Consider the following 18,164-nt stretch of genomic DNA (forward strand, 5'->3'; position numbering starts at 1 on the left):
GTATTTAGAACACAACTTTTGAGTTGTTGTGCCTGAATTCCTGTTTGTCACTTACTCTCCGGCGTCGCGCCTTCGGGCATTTTTTGTTAACTTCTTTTCAGTCGTTAACCCCTGTTTTGTTTGGGACTGCAAAGGTAAGAAATTATTTGAACTTTCCAAGAACTTTTTTGAAAACTTATTTTTCTTTTTTCGCTCTTCCTTTTAAATCAGCGTTGAAACTTTGCGTTTCTGCTGCCACTTTCGTGGACCGCCTCTTTCGATTTGGGATTGCAAAGGTGCAGAGTTTATTTTAACTCTGCAAGATTTTTTTCATCTTTTTCCTCTTTCAATGGTTGTGTGAAAATACTTTCAGCTTCAACCTTTTCCTGTGTTCCTCGCGAAAACGGACTGCAAATATAGGGTATCGAGAGGCTCATGTAAAGCATTATTTTAAAAAAAACCGTAACCTGCTCAGTTGTAATATATTCGACCGACGATAAAGTCGCGGCTACGGACCACTTAACACAATTGCCGCTACGCAAGATCGGAAACGTTATTAATACATACCCCACTCCTTATATATAGAGAGATCATTCGAAATCCCGAGAAAAAGTAAATCTGCGGGATTCGTTGCGGGAGATCGAAAGGTACCAGCTCGCAACCGGCTTTCGCCATGTATTACTACCCTGCTGAAGGTGAAGATTATATTCCGGTTACATTTACCACGATCGTAATCCGTATCTTTGCGGAAAGTAAAATTAGTTAATGAAGATATTTATTGCAGGACTCCCATTCCAGGTTGGGGAAGAAGAATTAACCGCTGTATTTAGCGATTTTGGAACTGTTAAATCGCTCCGCATTATTACTGACCGTGAAACCGGTGAAAGTAAGGGATTTGGTTTTGTAGAAATGCCAAACGAAACCGAGGCACGTGAAGCCATTAAAAACATGGACGGAGGCGATTATTACGGCCGGAGGATTTCGGTTGCCGAAGCCGACGAACGGCCGAGGAAAAACTACAGCAACATTAAAACGCCGTTTAACCAGCGGTCTGAAAAAAGCTATACCTAACAAAAGCCGGTCCACTGACCGGCTTTTTTGTACCATAATATATAGCCGGCCCGGTAACATACAATAAGGTGTAAAAAAGTGATTAAAGGATCAGGCGCCAAATGCTTAAATTTGGCCCGATGACCCCTACCCTGCCGCCGGCATTGATCCGTTCGCTGAACGGCGAGCCCGGTTTCGACGAAGCCCGTTTCAGTGCCGTACACGCTTCCGGGGAACAAGTAACGGCGGTGCGGCTGAATCCTCTTAAATCGGCGCACATTTTCGACACCGCCGCACCGGTCCCATGGTGCGCCTGGGGGAAATACCTGGCACGACGGCCATCGTTCACTGCCGACCCATTATTTCATGCAGGTTGTTACTATGTGCAGGAGGCCTCTTCCATGTTCCTCGAACAGGTACTAAAACAGGCTGTTAACCTTAACGACGACCTTCGCGTGCTCGACCTTTGCGCTGCGCCGGGCGGAAAAAGCACGCACCTGAGCTCTTTACTTAGTGCAGAAAGCTTACTGGTTTCGAACGAGATCATTAAAAGCCGCGTCCTTACACTGGCCGATAATATGAGTAAATGGGGGGCCGTGAACACCGTGGTTACAAATAACGACCCAGAACATTTCAATCGCCTGGGCGGATACTTCGACGTGATCGTTGCTGATGCACCCTGTTCGGGCTCGGGTATGTTCAGGAAAGATCCGCATGCGATCAGTGAATGGTCTGAACAGGCTATCCAGCTTTGCAGCCAGCGGCAGAAACGGATCCTGGCGGATATTTACCCGGCGTTAAAAGAGAACGGGATCCTGATCTATTCCACCTGCTCCTATTCCCGGGAGGAAAATGAGCAGATAGCGGACTGGCTCTGCGACAATTTTAGCATGGAAACCGTAAAAATTAACGTCGACAACGCCTGGGGGATCAGCGAAACCGGTTCTGAAAAATACGGCTGCCACGGTTATCGCTTCTACCCGCACCGGGTGCAGGGCGAAGGCTTCTTTATTACCTGCCTGAGAAAAACCGGGGAAGCAGCCGCAGTAGGTAAAGATCGCGGAAAGCAACAGAAAACGCCGGAGGTGCCGCCAGTAATTAAGGAATGGCTGGACGATAAACAGTCACTTGGCATTTTCCCCATTGGCGACGAATACGGAGCAATTGCCCGGTGTCATGAAAATGACCTGCGCTTCCTCCAATCGAAGTTATATCTTAAAAAATCGGGGGTACGGATGGGTAAGATCACCGGCAGAGACCTCGTGCCCGATCACGAACTGGCGGTGAGCCTCGTAACAAGTAAACAGGTAAATAAACGAGCGCTTACCTATGAGCAGGCGATCAGCTACCTGAAAAAAGCCGACGTCTTACCCGGCAGTGATTCCCGGTTAGGGTGGACATTGATGTGTTACCAGGAATTCGCCCTGGGTTGGGCCAAGGTATTGCCTAACAGGATTAACAATTACTACCCGAAAGAATTAAGGATCCTAAAGGATTTCTGATCAGCTGGCGATAACGTTCCTGGAAGGACCGCTGATCTTCGCATCGCGAAAGAGCCAGACAGACATTAAAACGTTGGTAATAAGAAACGCCCCTGTGGCGAAAATATTGACCACGAAAAATTCGTCGTCGAGCAAATTATAGGCCATCATAAACACTGCCGCGACCAGGAGTGCAAACGAACAAATCATTGCCAGTACAGAAATGAACAAGATAGCAACCTTACACGGATAAACGATTTGTTTCAAAAATGGCAATGCAAACAGCAAACCAAAAAAACTTTGGTTGTAAATGCCTAGCAACAATGCCACAATGGCAAAGTAGAGGTGAGGAATTGCAGGTTTAATTTTGGTCCAGTTTGTGCTCCAATCGTTCATCTAATCCCATTTTTAATAAAACTATGAGATTGTTTTGACAATTCAAAGCTAAACTTTCAAAATTCTCCCGTAGAAAGCATCACCAATGTACATCCTTCAACCGTTTCGATCCCTTTTTTTCCGGCCATGGCCTCCAGTTCGGGATTTTCGGTACCCGGGTTAAAAATGATCCGTTTAGGATTGGTGCCCAGGATGTAATCATACAGGGGAGGCTGATTGTAGGTGCCCACATATAAGGTCACCGTATCAATATCAGTGTGGATATCACCAGGTTTTTCGATCTGAACGCCGGCAACTTCTCCTTTTTTTATGCCTACATTTACTATTTCGTGGCCAAATCTTACCAGTTTATTAGCCGCAAGGTAAGCGTAACGGCTGGGGTCGGGCGTTGCGCCAATGATCAATGTCTTTTTCATCAGAATTTCGCATTTAAGTAACTACTTACGGCGAGTGCACAATTCATGCCATCAATGGCGGCCGACACAATTCCGCCGGCATAGCCTGCCCCTTCACCGCAGGGAAACAAACCGGGCGCATCCGGATGCTGGAAGGTATCGCGCGTACGCGGGATGCGGATTGGTGAAGACGTACGGGACTCTACCCCTACTAATATGGCTTCGTTGGTATAATACCCTTGCATTTTTTTGCCAAAAACGGGCAGCGCTTTGCGGAGACTTTCATAAATAAATGGCGGAAGCACCTGAGAAAGGTCGGCGCTCTTAGTTCCCGGGAGGTATGAATTTTCAGGGATACTTGCCGAAAACCGGTTTTCCACGAAATCGATCATCCGCTGTGCGGGCGCTACCTGCTTCCCTCCGCCAAGCTCCCATGCTTTTTTTTCCACAGAAGCCTGAAATTCCAGCATAAGAAACGGATCGTTGCCGGCTCCCGGCACGTCTTCCAGGTTCACCTGTACCACGGTACCCGAGTTTGCGAAGGGATTATTGCGTTTAGAGGGCGACCAGCCATTTACCACGATCTCATTTTCCCGGGTCGCGCAAGGCGCGATGATACCGCCCGGGCACATACAAAATGAGAATACCCCGCGATCGCCCACCTGTTCTACCAGGCTGTAGTACGACGGCGGGAGCCAGGGTCCACGGTCGGCGCAATGGTATTGGGCCCGGTCGACCACCTCCTGCGGATGCTCGATGCGCACGCCCAGGGCAAAGGGCTTGGCTTCCAGTTTCACCCCTTTGCGGCGAAGCATATAAAATACGTCACGGGCAGAATGACCGGTAGCGAGGATCACCGCATGAGCACTCACGCTGCCGCGGGTAGTTTCTACTCCTTTAATAACTTGGCCCTCCGCGAGCAGGTCCGTTACTTTGCAATCAAAACGGATCTCCCCCCCGGCGGCGAGGATGGTTTCCCGGATAGCGGTAATGATGAGGGGCAGCTTATTGGTACCGATGTGCGGCCGGGCATCGGCCAGTATCTCATCGGTAGCGCCATGCATGACGAAAGTTTTAAGCACTTTCTGGATATCGCCGCGTTTGTTCGAGCGGGTGTACAGTTTACCATCCGAATAGGTACCTGCACCACCTTCTCCAAAGCAATAGTTAGAATCGGGGTCCACTACGCCTTCTTTATTTATCCGGGCCAGGTCGCGCCGGCGCTGTTTTACATCTTTTCCCCGTTCGAGCACGACGGGCTTTAACCCCAGTTCCAGGCACTGGAGGGCTGCGAACAACCCGGCAGGGCCCGCACCGACGATGATCACCGGCTTTTTGTCGCTGACATTTGGATAGTCGGCTGTTGGAATTTCAGGTTCGGGGTCCTCGTCTGCATACACCTTTACCTTAAAGCGGTACACCGGACGGCGGCCGCGGGCATCGATTGACCGTTTGATTATTTTAACCGATCTTAGCCTCGCAACCGGGAGCTTTACGGCTTTTGCTGCGGCTTTTAATAGCGCTTCCTCGTTAAACGCTTCTTCGGGGAGAAGTACCAGTTCTGGTTCGAATGTCATGTCGTTGCCGGGGTTTTATCCCGGAATGTAACAAAGGTATGAAATTTGATATCCTATTACACATATAACAAATGAACACTGGTACGGACAAAGAAGGATACCAGCTTATCGAACCATATACCACTTAAAACAAATTAGTAAAATGAAAAAGTTAATTAACAGTATAATCGCTCTTTTTGCCGTGGCTTCGCTTAGCTCTTGCGGCTACAATGGTATGGTTAAGCTCGACGAGCAGGTACAGGCACAATGGGGACAGGTAGAAAACGTTTACCAGCGCCGGGCCGACCTCATTCCCAATCTCGTTGCCACCGTTAAAGGCGCGGCGAATTTCGAAAAGGAAACACTCACCCAAGTCGCCGAGGCGCGGGCAAAAGCCACCAGCGTACAAATTGACCCTACTAAGCTTACTCCCGAAACCATCGAGAAATACCAGGCGGCACAGGGACAACTATCGCAGGCGCTTGGCAGATTGCTGATGGTGACCGAAAACTACCCGGAATTAAAGGCAAATGCCAACTTCCAGGAACTACAATCGGAAATAGCAGGTACCGAGAACAGGATCTCTGTAGAGCGCCGCAAGTTTAACGAAGTTACGGCGGAGTATAATTCCAGGATCCGCAGCTTTCCTAATAACCTGACTGCGGGCATGTTCGGGTTTAAAACCAAAGGATACTTTAAAGCGGATGCAGGATCGACTGCCGCCCCTAAAGTTGACTTTGAGAGCAAGAAATAAACGATGGCCGCGTTTACAGAAGAAGAACAGCAGCAGATCCGCCAGGCGATCGAGTCTGCGGAGCGGGCCACCAGCGGCGAGATCCGTATCTGCGTAGAAAAAAAATGCCCGGAGAACGTACTGGACCGTGCCGCGAATTATTTCGCGAAACTTGACATGGACAAAACAAGGCTGCGCAACGGTGTGCTTATTTACCTGGCCACCGAAGATCACCAGTTCGCCATTATCGGCGATGCGGGGATTAACCGGGCGGTGCCTGCAAACTTTTGGGATAGCACGAAAGACGAGATGCTCACTCATTTTAAACAGGGCCGGCTGGCGGGCGGCATTATTACCGGCATCCGCCGGGCAGGCGAACAGCTAAAGGCCTATTTCCCCTACCAGGACGGCATCGACAAGAACGAGTTACCAGACGACATTGCCTTTATGGACGGCAATTAATTAAGATCCCACGTGAAGCAATCTATAAAATATTTTTGTGCGTCGTTACTGTGTTTATTGCTGGCGGCGCCGGTAGTTTTTGGCCAGGAGCTGCCCGCTAAACCGGGTAAACTGGTAAACGATTACACCGGCACGTTATCGGCAAGTGAGATCAGCCAGCTGGAGCAGAAGCTTGTAGCCTTTGATGATTCAACTTCTACCCAGATCGCGGTGGTGCTTATCCAAAGGCTGGACGGGTACGACGTTGCCGATTACGCCCAGCGGCTGGCCGAGAAATGGGGCGTCGGCCGCGCCAAAAAGAACAATGGGGTGATGTTGCTGGTTGCAACGGAAGACCGGAAGGTGACGATCCAGACCGGTTATGGCGTAGAGGGTGCCCTACCCGACGGGATTGCACGCCGCATTATAGACAATGAGATCATTCCTGCACTTAAGGCCGGCGATTACTATAGCGGGCTTGACAAAGGGACCGATGCGATCATTTCTTATACCAGGGGCGAATACAAAAACGAGGAGCCGGGGAAAAACAAGAAGTCGAAAGGAACGCCTTTCGGACTGATCATACCGATCATTATTATCGCGATTATCTTTTTGTCGAGGCGTGGTGGTGGTGGTGGCGGCAACCAGGTGTTCGGCCGCAGGGGAAGTGCAGGCCTGGGCTGGTGGCTTCTCGGATCGGCGATGAGCAGCGGCAATGGCTGGGGCGGCTTTTCCGGCGGTGGACGCAGCGGCGGAGGAGGAGGCGGTTTCGGCGGTTTCGGCGGAGGCAGCTTTGGCGGAGGAGGATCGAGCGGAAGCTGGTAATGACCGGCTAAACATTTAAACACGTAACCGGTTATCCTGACATGATACGCAAAGACAGCTTACTTTTTGAGATCGAAAAACTGGCACAGGTGCTGGCTAAGATCATCGGACTTAAAAAAGAGGGAAAAGTGAAAGAATCACACGACCTGGTTAACAACGCCCTCGTTGACTATTTTGCGCTGAATGAAGATCGCCTCGATTCTATATCGACCGATGAGATGAGCGCCCTCTTAAAAGAAAAGAATTTTCCAACGGAGAAGCTGAACTACCTGGCCAACCTGGTCTTCGAGCGCGCACATCCTTTTGAAGATACGCCGGAACACATCAACCGGCTTCACGTGGTGCTGCTGTTATTTAATATCCTGGAGCGCGATCACCGCACGCAATCGCTAGACAACCTCGCGAAGCGGGAAATGATCGATCATTTTTTAAATAACCAGCAGTATGAGTGACCTTAAATGGGAAAAGCTTTCTTCTGAATATGTGATGCGGGAAAAATGGGCTACGGTACGGAGAGACACCTGCCGGATGCCCGACGGCACTCTTATTCCCGATTACTATGTGCTCGAATACCCGGATTGGGTGAATGTGGTAGCGATCACCGAAAACAACGAGGTGATCATTATCCGCCAGTACCGGCATGCCGCCGAGACGGTGATCACCGAGATCCCCGGAGGCTGCATCGACCCCGGGGAGACCCCGCTTGAAGCCGCTAAACGGGAATTACTGGAAGAAACGGGATTTCTATTCGAGTCATTCGAGCCGATCGCAGCGTTATACGCGAACCCGGCTACGGCTTTCAATAAAACGTATTCTTACATCGCCAGGGACGGGAAAAAGGTCCAGGCACAAAACCTGGACGGGCGGGAAGAGATCCTGGTCGAATTGGTGAGCCTTGCCAAGGTGGAGGAAATGCTGTATAACCACGAGTTCGGGCAGGCCCTGCATGTGAGTGCGATATTTTATGCGTTAAGGAGTTTGAAAAGTTAAAAGTAATAGTTCTCTTTAACTCATTTTTAGCTTCTTCTGGATATCCAGCACATAAGCTTTAAATTTCTTGTCGGTATCGATCAGATCTTCTACTGTCTGGCAGGCATATATTACGGTGGAATGATCTCTTCCGCCAAAGAACTGTCCGATAGATTTCAACGATGTTTTTGTATGGCTCTTGGCCAGGTACATGGAGATCTGCCTCGCCTGCACGATCTCGCGTTTGCGGGTCTTTGATTTTACCATCTCTACCGGCACTTCAAAATACTCGCAAACCAGCTTCTGAATGTATTCCATAGAGATTTCGCGCGAGGAGTTCTTGATAAAGTTCTTCAGCATCGATTTTGCCAGCCCGAGATCGATCTCTTTCCGGTTCAGGGTAGATTGCGCGAGCAGCGATACCATGGCTCCTTCAAGCTCCCTTACATTGTTATCGATGTTATGCGCTACGTATTCGATCACCTCACCGGGAAGCTCGATCCCGTCAGTATACATCTTCTTTTTAAGGATGGCCATACGGGTTTCGAGGTCGGGAACCTGCAGATCGGCTGAGAGGCCCCATTTGAAACGGCTCAGCAAACGTTCTTCTAAACCGGCGAGGTCCTTTGGGGGCTTATCTGAAGTGAGGATCACCTGTTTGCCCGATTGGTGAAGATGGTTAAAGATATGGAAGAAGATATCCTGGGTTTTCTCCTTACCGGCGAAGTTGTGTACATCGTCCATAATGATCACGTCCATCGCCTGGTAGAAGTTCACGAAATCGTTAATGGTATTGTTCTTTAACGAGTCGACGAACTGCTGGCAGAATTTTTCGCAGGAAACGTAGATCACCAGCTTGTCCGGCAAAGCGCTCTTTATCTGGTTGCCGATGGCTTGTGCAAGATGCGTTTTACCGAGGCCTACTCCCCCATAGATCATCAGGGGATTAAACGAGGTCCCCCCCGGCTTTCCCGACACGGCATAACCGGCAGAGCGGGCCAGCCTGTTGCAATCGCCTTCAATAAAGTTATCGAAACTGTAATTGGGATTAAGCTGCGGATCTACCTGGAGTTTTTTCAGGCCGGGGATCACGAAGGGGTTTTTAATGTCCTTGTTTAAGGATACGGGCATCGGCATCGACTGGTTCTTTCCTTCGGCGCCATTGCCATTTGACGGCATATTGGTGGTGAAGGGTTTACTACTAGACGATTTTTCTACCACGATATTGTATTCCAGCCTTCCTTCGTCGCCCAGCTGCTTCTTTACCGTCTTCCGTAAAAGGCCTACATAATGCTCTTCCAGCCACTCGTAAAAGAACAAACTAGGTACCTGGATCGTGAGGACATTGTCTTCCAAACGAAGGGCTTTGATCGGCTCGAACCAGGTTTTAAAACTCTGGGCCGGGATATTGTCCTTTATGATTTGGAGACAGTTATTCCACACGTTGGTACTAGTTTTTTCCATAGGTATTAGATAATAATCTGATTTACAGTAAATGGCGAAGGTTATGACGTACTAACTCCGGAACTCCGAATATTGAAAAATAAATTTGTTAAAAAAACTTATTTTTAAAATAAGTATCAAACCACTGATAGCCAGATAAATAAACGATTTTTGGACGCTTTTTTGTAGCCGAAACAACAATTCTAAGAAGGTCAAAACAGGGCCATTTTTCGCGCTAATATTCGCCGAAAATTTCCCTCAATTTGTCCGATATTTCCCCTAAAGTGGCATATGCTTCGACTGCGCTGAGAATGGCAGGCATAAGGTTATCAGCCCCCCGTGCAGTGTCGTCCAATTCGCTCATCGCAGCAAGGAACGTGGGCTGATCTCTTTTGTTTTTAAGTGCCTGGATTTTTTTTACCTGGACATCACGGATGGCATCGTCTACCCGGAAACCGCTCACCGGTAATTCCTCTTCTACGAACTTATTCACTCCAACGATGATGCTGGCGCCGCTTTCTATATCGCGCTGGTGGGCATAGGCTGCCGCAGCGATCTCTTCCTGGAAATAGCCCGTTTCGATCGCCTTTACTGCTCCGCCGAGGGCATCGATGCGGTCGATGTACTTGCCTGCGGCTGCCTCCATCTCGTCGGTAAGGGCTTCCACGAAGTAGGAACCTGCCAACGGATCGACGGTGTCGGTAACGCCGCTTTCAAAAGCGATCACCTGCTGCGTGCGCAGCGCGATCCTGGCCGATTCTTCGGTAGGCAGCGAGAGCGCTTCATCAAAGCCGTTGGTGTGCAGCGATTGCGTACCTCCCAGCACAGCTGCCAGCGCCTGGTTTGATACCCGCACAATATTGTTATACGGCTGTTGCGCCGTAAGGGTAGAACCGCCCGTTTGTGTATGAAAACGAAGCTTTTGCGCCCCCGGTTCAGTGGCCCCCAATGCTTTGGTGGTGTTGGCCCACATCCGCCGGGCGGCGCGGAATTTTGCGATCTCCTCAAAAAAGTTATTGTGACAGTTAAAGAAGAACGAGATCCGCTTCGCGAAATGGTTAATGCCGAGCCCTTTCTTAATGGCCGCCTCCAGGTAGGCTTTGCCATTGGCGAGGGTAAAAGCCAGCTCCTGCACGGCGGTTGAACCGGCTTCGCGAATGTGGTAGCCTGAAACGGAGATGGTATTCCATTTAGGCACCTCTTTGCTGCAATACTCGAACACATCGGTTATAAGCCGCATAGAAGGTTGCGGCGGGTAGATATAAGTTCCCCTGGCAATATATTCCTTCAGGATGTCGTTTTGTACCGTCCCGGAGAGCTGCGAGAGATCGGCGCCCTGTCTTTTCGCCAGCGCAATATACATGGCGAGCAGGATGGGCGCAGTGGCATTAATGGTCATGGAAGTGGTGATATCCTGCAGGCGGATCCCCTTAAATAGCACTTCCATGTCTTCCAGCGAATCGATGGCCACGCCCACCTTTCCTACTTCGCCTTCGGAAAGCGGGTGATCAGAATCATATCCGATCTGCGTAGGTAGGTCGAAGGCGACCGAAAGGCCCGTGGTGCCCTGGCTCAACAGGTAGTGATAACGCTTGTTAGACTCCTCCGCGGTTGAAAACCCGGCGTATTGCCGCATGGTCCAGAGCCTGCCCCGGTACATGTCTTTCTGGATGCCCCGGGTAAAAGGAAATTCACCCGGCAGGTCAGGGCGGTTAACAGGCTCGGTATATACTTCTTTAACGGGAATGCCGGAGGGAGTTTTCATCATCGGTTAAGTTTAAAGAGATTCCATTTCCTGTTTCAGTAAAGCCAGCACCTTTTCGTACGGGTTTTCTTCCAGTGTAGCAAGGTGGGTAAGTATCGCTTTGCTCAGGTCGGCGCCGGAAGCTTCCCCCGGGAGGGACGTTACCGCGCTGCTTACCAGGAACAGGGTTTCTTCGCGGATGCTTTTCACGGCTCTCCATGCGGCAGAAGTGATATACAGTTGCTGCGTAACATTGTGCTGAAACTCGCTGCGGATCTCGGCCAGGGCCAATGCCTGCAGCTCGCGCGACGACAGGCCCGGCTGATGCAGTCTCAACAGCAGGTTACCCGGGGTAATGCGTTCGATGAACAACGCCATCCGCTCATAAGCCTGCAACTGAAGCGGTAGTAACTGGGTGTTCAATACCGTGTTTATGCGTACCGGCGGCCGCAGGTGGCCCTGGGATTGCAGAAAAAAATACGCCAGAAAAAACAGGATCGCACCTGAAATACAGTACTTCAGGATCTCGGAAAGAAATACGGATGTATTCATAAAACGAATTTGTTAGCCGATGGTCATAATAGGTAGCAGCTGGGCAAAAGTGTGCATTTTACGTTATATTTGTACCATTAAGTTTCTCATTATGACAGCAACCACAGATACTTTAACAGCCCCAGTATCCCTTACAGAAGGCGCCAAAAAGGAGATCACGAAATTGATCAGGCAGCAGGAACTGAACGATTCCTTCGGTCTGCGTATCGGTGTTGAAGGGGGAGGTTGTTCGGGAATGAACTATATCCTTGGCTTCGATCAGAAAAAAGAGGGCGACCAGGTCTATTATATAGACGGGATCAAGATATTTATGCACAAAGCGCACGGTCTTTACCTGGTAGGCATGGAGGTTGATTTCCAGGACGGATTGAATGCCCGCGGTTTCGTATTTAACAACCCGAATGCGGCCAGCACGTGCGGCTGCGGAACATCATTCTCCGTGTAGGATCTTTTGGAATGAACGTAATAACGTTTGACGCTGTACGTTTCCTTTCCTCTTATAAAAATAAAAAGGCGATCATGATTATTCAGATCGCCTTTTTTGTGTCGACTAATATATGTGCTTCGCATGAATGTACAGGGGTAAACCTATAACGTTCAACGTATTTTGTTACTTCGCATACGATACGGATCTCGTTTCCCTGATCACGGTAACTTTGATCTGTCCCGGGTAAGTCATTTCAGTCTGGATCTTATTAGAAATGTCGGCAGCGAGAATTTCCGCCTGGGCATCGCTGATGCGTTCGCTTTCTACCACTACACGCAGTTCACGGCCTGCCTGGATGGCGAATGTTTTCTCCACTCCCGGGTACGAAAGGGCCAGCGATTCGAGTTCCTTTAACCGTTTGATATAGCTTTCCACTACTTCTCTCCGGGCACCGGGGCGCGCGCCGGAGATGGCATCGCAGGCCTGGATAATGGGCGAGATCATGGAAGTCATTTCAATTTCGTCGTGGTGAGCACCGATGGCATTGCATACTTCCGGGTGTTCCTTGTACTTTTCCGCCAGCTGCATACCCAGTATGGCGTGCGGCAGTTCCGGGTTATCATCAGGTACCTTGCCGATATCATGCAGCAGGCCGGCGCGCTTAGCCATCTTTACGTTGAGGCCGAGCTCAGCCGCCATTGTTGCGCAGAAGTTGGCTACCTCGCGGGAGTGCTGTAATAGGTTCTGCCCGTAGGACGACCGGTATCTCATACGGCCCACCATGCGGATCAGCTCCGGGTGAAGGCCATGGATGCCTAGATCGATCACGGTACGCTCACCGATCTCTACGATCTCTTCTTCGATCTGTTTTTTTGTTTTGGCCACTACTTCTTCGATGCGAGCGGGGTGAATACGGCCATCGGTAACCAGGCGGTGCAGGGCCAACCTGGCAATTTCGCGCCGCACCGGGTCGAACCCGGAGAGGATAATGGCTTCCGGCGTATCATCAACGATGATCTCGATCCCGGTCGCGGCTTCGAGGGCGCGAATGTTACGTCCCTCGCGGCCGATCACGCGGCCCTTGATCTCGTCGTTCTCGATGTTAAAGATCGAAACGGTATTTTCGATGGCGGCTTCGGTTGCGGTACGCTGAATGGTCTGGATCACCACTTTTTTGGCTTCCTTGGTGGCCGTCAGCTTTGCTTCATCTACAATATCCTTGATCTGCATCATGGCTTTGGTACGCGCCTCTTCACGCAGCGTATCTACCAACTGGTTTTTGGCATCTTCGGCAGATAAGCCGGCAATGGTTTCCAGTTGCTGTACATGCATGTTTTTGAGGTGTTCTACTTCTTCCTGTTTTTTCTGGGCGATCTCTACCTGTTTCTCCAGGTTTTTGCGTGTATTTTCCAGTTCCTGTTCTTTGCGGTTGGTATTTTCGAGGCGTTGATTAAGAGATTGCTCCTTCTGTTTAACGCTATTTTCGCGCTGTGCCACACCATTGTTCCGGTTGTTCACTTCCTGCTCGTGCTCGGCCTTCATCTGGAGGAATTTTTCTCTCGCTTCCAGCAGCTTATTCTTTTTAAGGATCTCTGCGTTATTTTCCGCGTCTTTAAGGATCTTCTTAACCTTAGTCTGGGCAACCACTTCCTGGTTCCTGAGTAATTTACGGAGTGCAAACCGCCCAATCACTATGCCCAGCGCTACGCCAGCTAATCCAACTAAAACATAAAATACTATATCCATAATGTATAATAAGAAACCGCCACTAAACTTAGGTTCATGTTAGTAAATGTTATCCTGGCAGGGGGAGTTTAGTTCCATCCCGGCGAGGTATAAATGTACCTGTGAATCTAAATTTAACCGCGGTTAAATTATGCTCTGAAACGATCGACTATTGTTCAGCGAAAAAATCTGCTAATAACTGATCCAGCTGCTGTGTTTTAGTCACGATGGCTGCATCCTCATTCTTAACTTTCTTCTCAGATTGCAATGTTTGCGTGGCATAATGCAACACACACATCGACAAAAGGTCCTGCTTATCCCTCACCGCATAGTTTTCCTGGTATTCTTTTATGCGGTCATTGATCAGCCTCGCTGCTTTTCGAATAATTTCTTCCTCCTCCATGTTTACCTTTAGCGGGTAAACCCTGTCGGCGATATTTATTTTAATGGAGATTTCTCCCATTTGAGCTTAGGTTCACTGTATTACTTTTTCAGCAATACGATACACTTATCTATTTCGCGTACAAATTCGCTAATTTTTTGCTTTATGTCAAGAGTTTTTTCGTCGGCCATTACCTTTCCGATCTCCATCCCTTCCAGGGAACGGGCGAGTTTGAGTGCTTTCAGTTTTTCTTCGAGCTCTGCGGTCTTTCCCTTGCTGGTGTCGATGGCCACTTTTAACGTTTGATTATCCAGCCTGAGCAGGTCATTTTCTTCCTGCAGCGCGGCGCAGAGGTCTATCAGGCGCGTAACGCGATCGGTAATTCTTGTTAGCTGGTCGGCTGTTTGTGACATACGCTTTCTTTATGAACAGGTTCCGGATCATGGCAATAAAAAGAGCGGGGTATTACTTCCGGATTTCCGCTCCTGCCTCTTTTTCGAAATTAGCAATAATTTTCTGCATGGTGGCGTCGATCTGCTGGTCGTTCAGGGTTTTCTCCTCATCCTGGAGGACAAAATTAAGCGCGTACGATTTCTTTCCAGGGGCCAGCTTTTCACCTTCATACACATCGAAAATGGTCACTTCTTTCAGGATCTTCTTTTCTGACGAGGAAGCGATGCGCTTAAGATCGGCAAAGGTGACGCTACGGTCGAGCAGCACGGAGAGGTCGCGGCGAACAGACGGGAATTTCGATACTTCCTTATAAGTGATCTTATTGCCGCGGATAGTTTTTAATACCAGGTCCCAGTCGAAGTCGGCATAAAACACTTCCTTACTGTTATCGGCCAGCTTAAGCGCCTTTTTCGCAACGGATCCAAAGCTTACCAGCGTTTTCTCGCCTCTACGGTAGCTGAGGCCATACTGCAGGTTGGGGTCGGCATGATCGGTAGAGAGCAGCCCTTTGATATTAAGCCTGCCGATGACCCGGTCGACCACCGCTTTGAGCGTGAAGAAGCTATGCGAGGCCAGGCGCTGGTTCCATTGTCCGGCACTCGTCATTCCTGTTAAGAAAACGCAAAGACGATGACTTTCTTTATAGCCTTCACCATCCAGCTGGTAGGTTTTACCAAATTCGTATAGCCTAAGGTCGGCACTTTTCCGGTTCTGGTTATAGGCAATCACTTCGAGGCCGCTAAAAAGCAGGCTCTGGCGCATGGTATCCAGGTCGCTGCTTAGCGGATTAAGGATCTTTACCTCCTTTTCGCTATCCAGGGAATACGCAGACCTGGTAAGCGAGTTGGTAAGGATCTCATAGAATCCATTGGCGGTAAGCATGTCTGCCACCTGATTGCGGATCGATTCCTTATCCGGTTTAGGCGCATAGTTCAGCGATGCGCGGATCTGCGACGGAATTTCGATGTTATTATAACCATACAGACGGAGGACCTCTTCGATCACATCCACCTCGCGGGTAACATCCACTTTATAGGCCGGTACGTCAAGCAGCAGGCCTTCTTCAAGCGAAGCTTTTATGGTAATACCGGAGGCCGACAGGATCGCCCGGATCTCATCATGCGGGATTGCTTTACCGATCAGCCGGTCGATATTTTTATACGAAACCGCGATGGTTGCGGGTGGCTGCGGCACCGGGTAAAAGTCGGAAATCTCCGAGGAGATCGTTCCCCCGGCAATCTCCCTGATCAGCAAGGCTGCACGTTTTAACGCAAAAACCGTCATTTCGGGATCTGTTCCTCTCTCGAAACGGAACGAAGCATCAGTTTTAAGGCCATGTCTTTTGGCGGTTTTCCTCACAGATACCGCATTAAACCAGGCGCTTTCCAGGAAGATATTCCTGGTGCTTTCTTTTACGCCGGAGGTAAGCCCCCCGAATACGCCTCCAATGCACATGGGTTCTTCCGCGTTACAGATCATCAGGTCTTCTGATGAAAGTGTACGGGTAGCGCCGTCCAGTGTGGTAAATACCGTGCCTTCAGGGCAGTTTTTTACCAGCACCTTGCCGCCTTTTATTTCGTCTGCGTCAAAAGCATGCAGCGGCTGTCCCAGCTCATGAAGTACATAATTGGTGATATCGACCACGTTATTGATGGGTCTCACGCCGATCACGTTCAGTTTTTCCTTCAGCCATGACGGCGATTCGGCGACGGTTACGCCAGCGACGGTCACCGATGAGTAACGCGGGCACGCGCTTTCATTTTCTACCACCACCGGGATAGGCAGTGAGTGATCATCCGCAATAGATGCGGAGATCTCCGGCATTTTTACCGGGATACGCAGGACAGCAGCAAGGTCGCGTGCCACACCTAAATGCGAGGCGGCATCGGCACGGTTCGGGGTAAGCCCGATCTCGAATACCCTATCGCCTTCCAGGTTAAACCAGGACTTTGCCTGGCGGCCCACCGGTGCGTGCGGATCGAGCACCATGATGCCGTCGTGCGAGTGGCCAAGGCTGATCTCGTCTTCCGCACAGATCATGCCTTCGGATACTTCTCCCCTGATCTTTGATCTCGTGATCTTAAAAGGCTCGCCGGTAAGCGGATGCACGGTAGTTCCCACCGGAGCCACCACCACTTTCTGACCAACCCGCACGTTAGGTGCACCGCAAACGATCTGGAGCTCTTGGCCCGCACCGATATCAACGAGGGTTACCCGCAACCTGTCAGCATTGGGGTGCTGCCAGCAAGACCTGACCTCGCCCACTACCAGGCCTTCTAACCCGCCCGCCACTGCCTGTATATGGTCAAGGCTTTCTACTTCGAGTCCAATATCCGTCAATAGTTTCGAGATCTCTTCCGCCGTTTTATTGGTTTCTATGAATTGCCTGAGCCAGTTATAAGATATTTTCATCAGAATAAATTGTCATTTAAAGGCGATAAAGCTATTATGTGCGACCAGCTGGCATCTATACCGGTTCGATTATAAAGGGCACACGATGGTTTCATTTAAGTGATTAAAGGGGCAAAGATAAAGGAATTTCTAATTCAGATCATGCCTTCATCTGCGAAACTAAAGTAAGAACTGCCGGCAAAGATGAGGTGATCGAGCACGATGATATCCAGGAGATTACCTGCCGCACAAAGTTTACTGGTAAGACCGATGTCTGCTTTGCTTGGTTTCAGGCTTCCGGAAGGATGGTTGTGAGCGAGGATCAGCGATGATGCATGGTGTTCTATGGCGATCTTAAAAATCACTTTGGGATCGGCAATGGTACCGGCTTGCCCGCCCGTGCTTACCAGGTGCTGCGAAATCACTTTATTTGCGCGGTTAAGCAGCAGGATACGGAACTCCTCCTGGTTAAGGTCCAGGAAAAACGGGCTCATCAGCTGGTAAATATCGCGGCTTTGGCCAATCTTGATCTTATTCTCAGGACGGGAGGCCTTTCTTCTCCGCCCAAGCTCGAGCGCCGCAATGATAGTGACCGACTTTGCAGGACCGATGCCTTTAAAACTGGAAAGGTGATCCACCGATACGGTGCCCAGCCGTTCGAGGTCGTTACCGATTGACGCCAGGATCCTTTTACTAAGCTCTACCGAAGTCTCGGTGCTGCTGCCCGAACAGATGAGTATGGCAATAAGCTCTGCATCCGTTAAAGTGCGACGACCATGGCGAACCAATTTTTCCCGGGGCCTGTCATCTTCCGCCCATGTTTTAACCGTTAATTTCGCCTCTCCTGTTTTCATGGTTAAATTTAATTAACCAAAGAATAAAAAACAAAAAGCCCCGATTAAAAACCGGGGCTTTTTTATAACTTTACGCGCTTCGTTAATTGAGGCCGTTTACGAAACGGGTTAACTTCGATTTGTTGTTGGAAGCTTTGTTCTTATGAATAACATTCTTTTTAGCCAACCGGTCGAGCATAGAGATCACTTTAGATAAAAGTGGGGTGGCTTCTGACTTAGAAGTAGTTCCACGTAGTTTCTTTACCGCATTACGGGTAGTTTTTGCCTGGTAGCGGTTACGTAAGCGCTTCGCAGCGTTTGATCTGATTCTCTTGATCGATGATTTATGGTTTGCCATTTCTTAGCTTTTTGTCGTCTTTATTTTCGGA

20 protein-coding genes are annotated in these 18,164 nt (G+C 49.6%); 8 read left to right on the plus strand and 12 right to left on the minus strand.

Translation table 11 applies throughout. From position 1 onward, the window contains the following. Positions 1 to 744: 744 nt before the first annotated feature. Positions 745 to 1,050 carry an RNA-binding regulator gene (rbp, locus tag GS398_RS00005; RefSeq protein ID WP_160904706.1) on the plus strand — a complete coding sequence of 102 codons (306 nt, stop codon included), beginning with the start codon at positions 745 to 747 and terminating at the stop codon, positions 1,048 to 1,050. Between the two features lie 119 nt (positions 1,051 to 1,169). Further along, positions 1,170 to 2,531, plus strand: coding sequence for a methyltransferase RsmF C-terminal domain-like protein (locus GS398_RS00010; RefSeq protein ID WP_160904707.1), 1,362 nt, complete (start codon positions 1,170 to 1,172; stop codon positions 2,529 to 2,531). On the opposite strand, the gene GS398_RS00015 is transcribed toward GS398_RS00010, so the two are convergent. From GS398_RS00015 to GS398_RS00025, 3 genes are read right to left on the minus strand one after another with little or no spacing between them, the layout of a single operon-like run. After that, entirely contained in the window at positions 2,532 to 2,906 is a 375-nt protein-coding gene (locus GS398_RS00015) for a hypothetical protein (RefSeq protein WP_160904708.1), read from the minus strand. 56 nt (positions 2,907 to 2,962) lie between these two features. Further along, positions 2,963 to 3,322, minus strand: a complete 360-nt coding sequence (locus tag GS398_RS00020; protein ID WP_160904709.1) for a CoA-binding protein — start codon at positions 3,320 to 3,322, stop codon at positions 2,963 to 2,965. Beyond that, positions 3,322 to 4,878 carry an NAD(P)/FAD-dependent oxidoreductase gene (locus tag GS398_RS00025; RefSeq protein WP_160904710.1) on the minus strand — a complete coding sequence of 519 codons (1,557 nt, stop codon included), beginning with the start codon at positions 4,876 to 4,878 and terminating at the stop codon, positions 3,322 to 3,324. Before GS398_RS00025 ends, GS398_RS00020 begins: the two co-directional genes overlap by 1 nt. Before the next feature lie 142 nt (positions 4,879 to 5,020). Between GS398_RS00025 and GS398_RS00030 the strand changes: the two genes are divergently transcribed. The 5 genes from GS398_RS00030 to GS398_RS00050 are packed head-to-tail and all read left to right on the plus strand — an operon-like array spanning position 5,021 to position 7,846. Then, positions 5,021 to 5,611 (plus strand): LemA family protein, encoded by a 591-nt coding sequence (locus tag GS398_RS00030; protein WP_160904711.1) that lies wholly within the window; start codon positions 5,021 to 5,023, stop codon positions 5,609 to 5,611. A gap of 3 nt (positions 5,612 to 5,614) precedes the next feature. Beyond that, the gene (locus GS398_RS00035) at positions 5,615 to 6,052 is read left to right on the plus strand and encodes a TPM domain-containing protein (RefSeq protein WP_160904712.1); all 438 of its coding nucleotides are present in this window, start codon (positions 5,615 to 5,617) and stop codon (positions 6,050 to 6,052) included. Positions 6,053 to 6,064: 12 nt separating this feature from the next. Beyond that, a complete protein-coding gene (locus GS398_RS00040; RefSeq protein ID WP_369410187.1) occupies positions 6,065 to 6,856 on the plus strand; it encodes a TPM domain-containing protein in 792 nt (263 codons plus the stop codon). Positions 6,857 to 6,897: 41 nt separating this feature from the next. Continuing rightward, the gene (locus GS398_RS00045; RefSeq protein WP_160904713.1) at positions 6,898 to 7,308 is read left to right on the plus strand and encodes a hypothetical protein; all 411 of its coding nucleotides are present in this window, start codon (positions 6,898 to 6,900) and stop codon (positions 7,306 to 7,308) included. Continuing rightward, entirely contained in the window at positions 7,301 to 7,846 is a 546-nt protein-coding gene (locus GS398_RS00050) for an NUDIX hydrolase (protein ID WP_160904714.1), read from the plus strand. Before GS398_RS00045 ends, GS398_RS00050 begins: the two co-directional genes overlap by 8 nt. Positions 7,847 to 7,861: 15 nt before the next feature. Here the strand turns inward: GS398_RS00050 and dnaA are convergent, their stop codons facing one another. From dnaA to GS398_RS00065, 3 genes are all read right to left on the minus strand, one after another. Then, a complete protein-coding gene (gene dnaA, locus GS398_RS00055) occupies positions 7,862 to 9,289 on the minus strand; it encodes a chromosomal replication initiator protein DnaA (RefSeq protein WP_160904715.1) in 1,428 nt (475 codons plus the stop codon). A 214-nt stretch (positions 9,290 to 9,503) separates the two neighbouring features. Beyond that, positions 9,504 to 11,033: an acyl-CoA mutase large subunit family protein gene (locus GS398_RS00060; protein ID WP_237488053.1), complete on the minus strand. Its 1,530-nt coding sequence runs from the start codon at positions 11,031 to 11,033 to the stop codon at positions 9,504 to 9,506. A 12-nt stretch (positions 11,034 to 11,045) separates the two neighbouring features. Then, positions 11,046 to 11,564 carry a DUF7935 family protein gene (locus GS398_RS00065; protein ID WP_160904717.1) on the minus strand — a complete coding sequence of 173 codons (519 nt, stop codon included), beginning with the start codon at positions 11,562 to 11,564 and terminating at the stop codon, positions 11,046 to 11,048. A 91-nt stretch (positions 11,565 to 11,655) separates the two neighbouring features. Here GS398_RS00065 and GS398_RS00070 point away from each other — a divergent pair, with 91 nt between their 5' ends. Next, a complete protein-coding gene (locus GS398_RS00070; protein WP_160904718.1) occupies positions 11,656 to 12,009 on the plus strand; it encodes a HesB/IscA family protein in 354 nt (117 codons plus the stop codon). A 165-nt stretch (positions 12,010 to 12,174) separates the two neighbouring features. Here GS398_RS00070 and rny read toward each other — a convergent pair whose 3' ends face one another. From rny to rpsT, 6 genes are all read right to left on the minus strand, one after another. After that, entirely contained in the window at positions 12,175 to 13,737 is a 1,563-nt protein-coding gene (rny, locus tag GS398_RS00075) for a ribonuclease Y (protein ID WP_160904719.1), read from the minus strand. A 148-nt stretch (positions 13,738 to 13,885) separates the two neighbouring features. After that, positions 13,886 to 14,179: a cell division protein ZapA gene (locus GS398_RS00080; RefSeq protein ID WP_160904720.1), complete on the minus strand. Its 294-nt coding sequence runs from the start codon at positions 14,177 to 14,179 to the stop codon at positions 13,886 to 13,888. A 20-nt stretch (positions 14,180 to 14,199) separates the two neighbouring features. Then, on the minus strand, positions 14,200 to 14,511 hold the full coding sequence (locus tag GS398_RS00085) for a coiled-coil domain-containing protein (protein ID WP_160904721.1): 312 nt from the start codon (positions 14,509 to 14,511) through the stop codon (positions 14,200 to 14,202). Positions 14,512 to 14,563: 52 nt separating this feature from the next. Further along, positions 14,564 to 16,963, minus strand: a complete 2,400-nt coding sequence (pheT, locus tag GS398_RS00090; RefSeq protein ID WP_160904722.1) for a phenylalanine--tRNA ligase subunit beta — start codon at positions 16,961 to 16,963, stop codon at positions 14,564 to 14,566. A 134-nt stretch (positions 16,964 to 17,097) separates the two neighbouring features. Then, a complete protein-coding gene (radC, locus tag GS398_RS00095; RefSeq protein WP_160904723.1) occupies positions 17,098 to 17,796 on the minus strand; it encodes a RadC family protein in 699 nt (232 codons plus the stop codon). 82 nt (positions 17,797 to 17,878) lie between these two features. Further along, positions 17,879 to 18,133 (minus strand): 30S ribosomal protein S20, encoded by a 255-nt coding sequence (rpsT, locus tag GS398_RS00100; protein ID WP_160904724.1) that lies wholly within the window; start codon positions 18,131 to 18,133, stop codon positions 17,879 to 17,881. Positions 18,134 to 18,164 lie beyond the last annotated feature (31 nt).

This window comes from Hufsiella ginkgonis (genome assembly GCF_009834915.1).
GTDB classification, from domain to species: domain Bacteria; phylum Bacteroidota; class Bacteroidia; order Sphingobacteriales; family Sphingobacteriaceae; genus Hufsiella; species Hufsiella ginkgonis.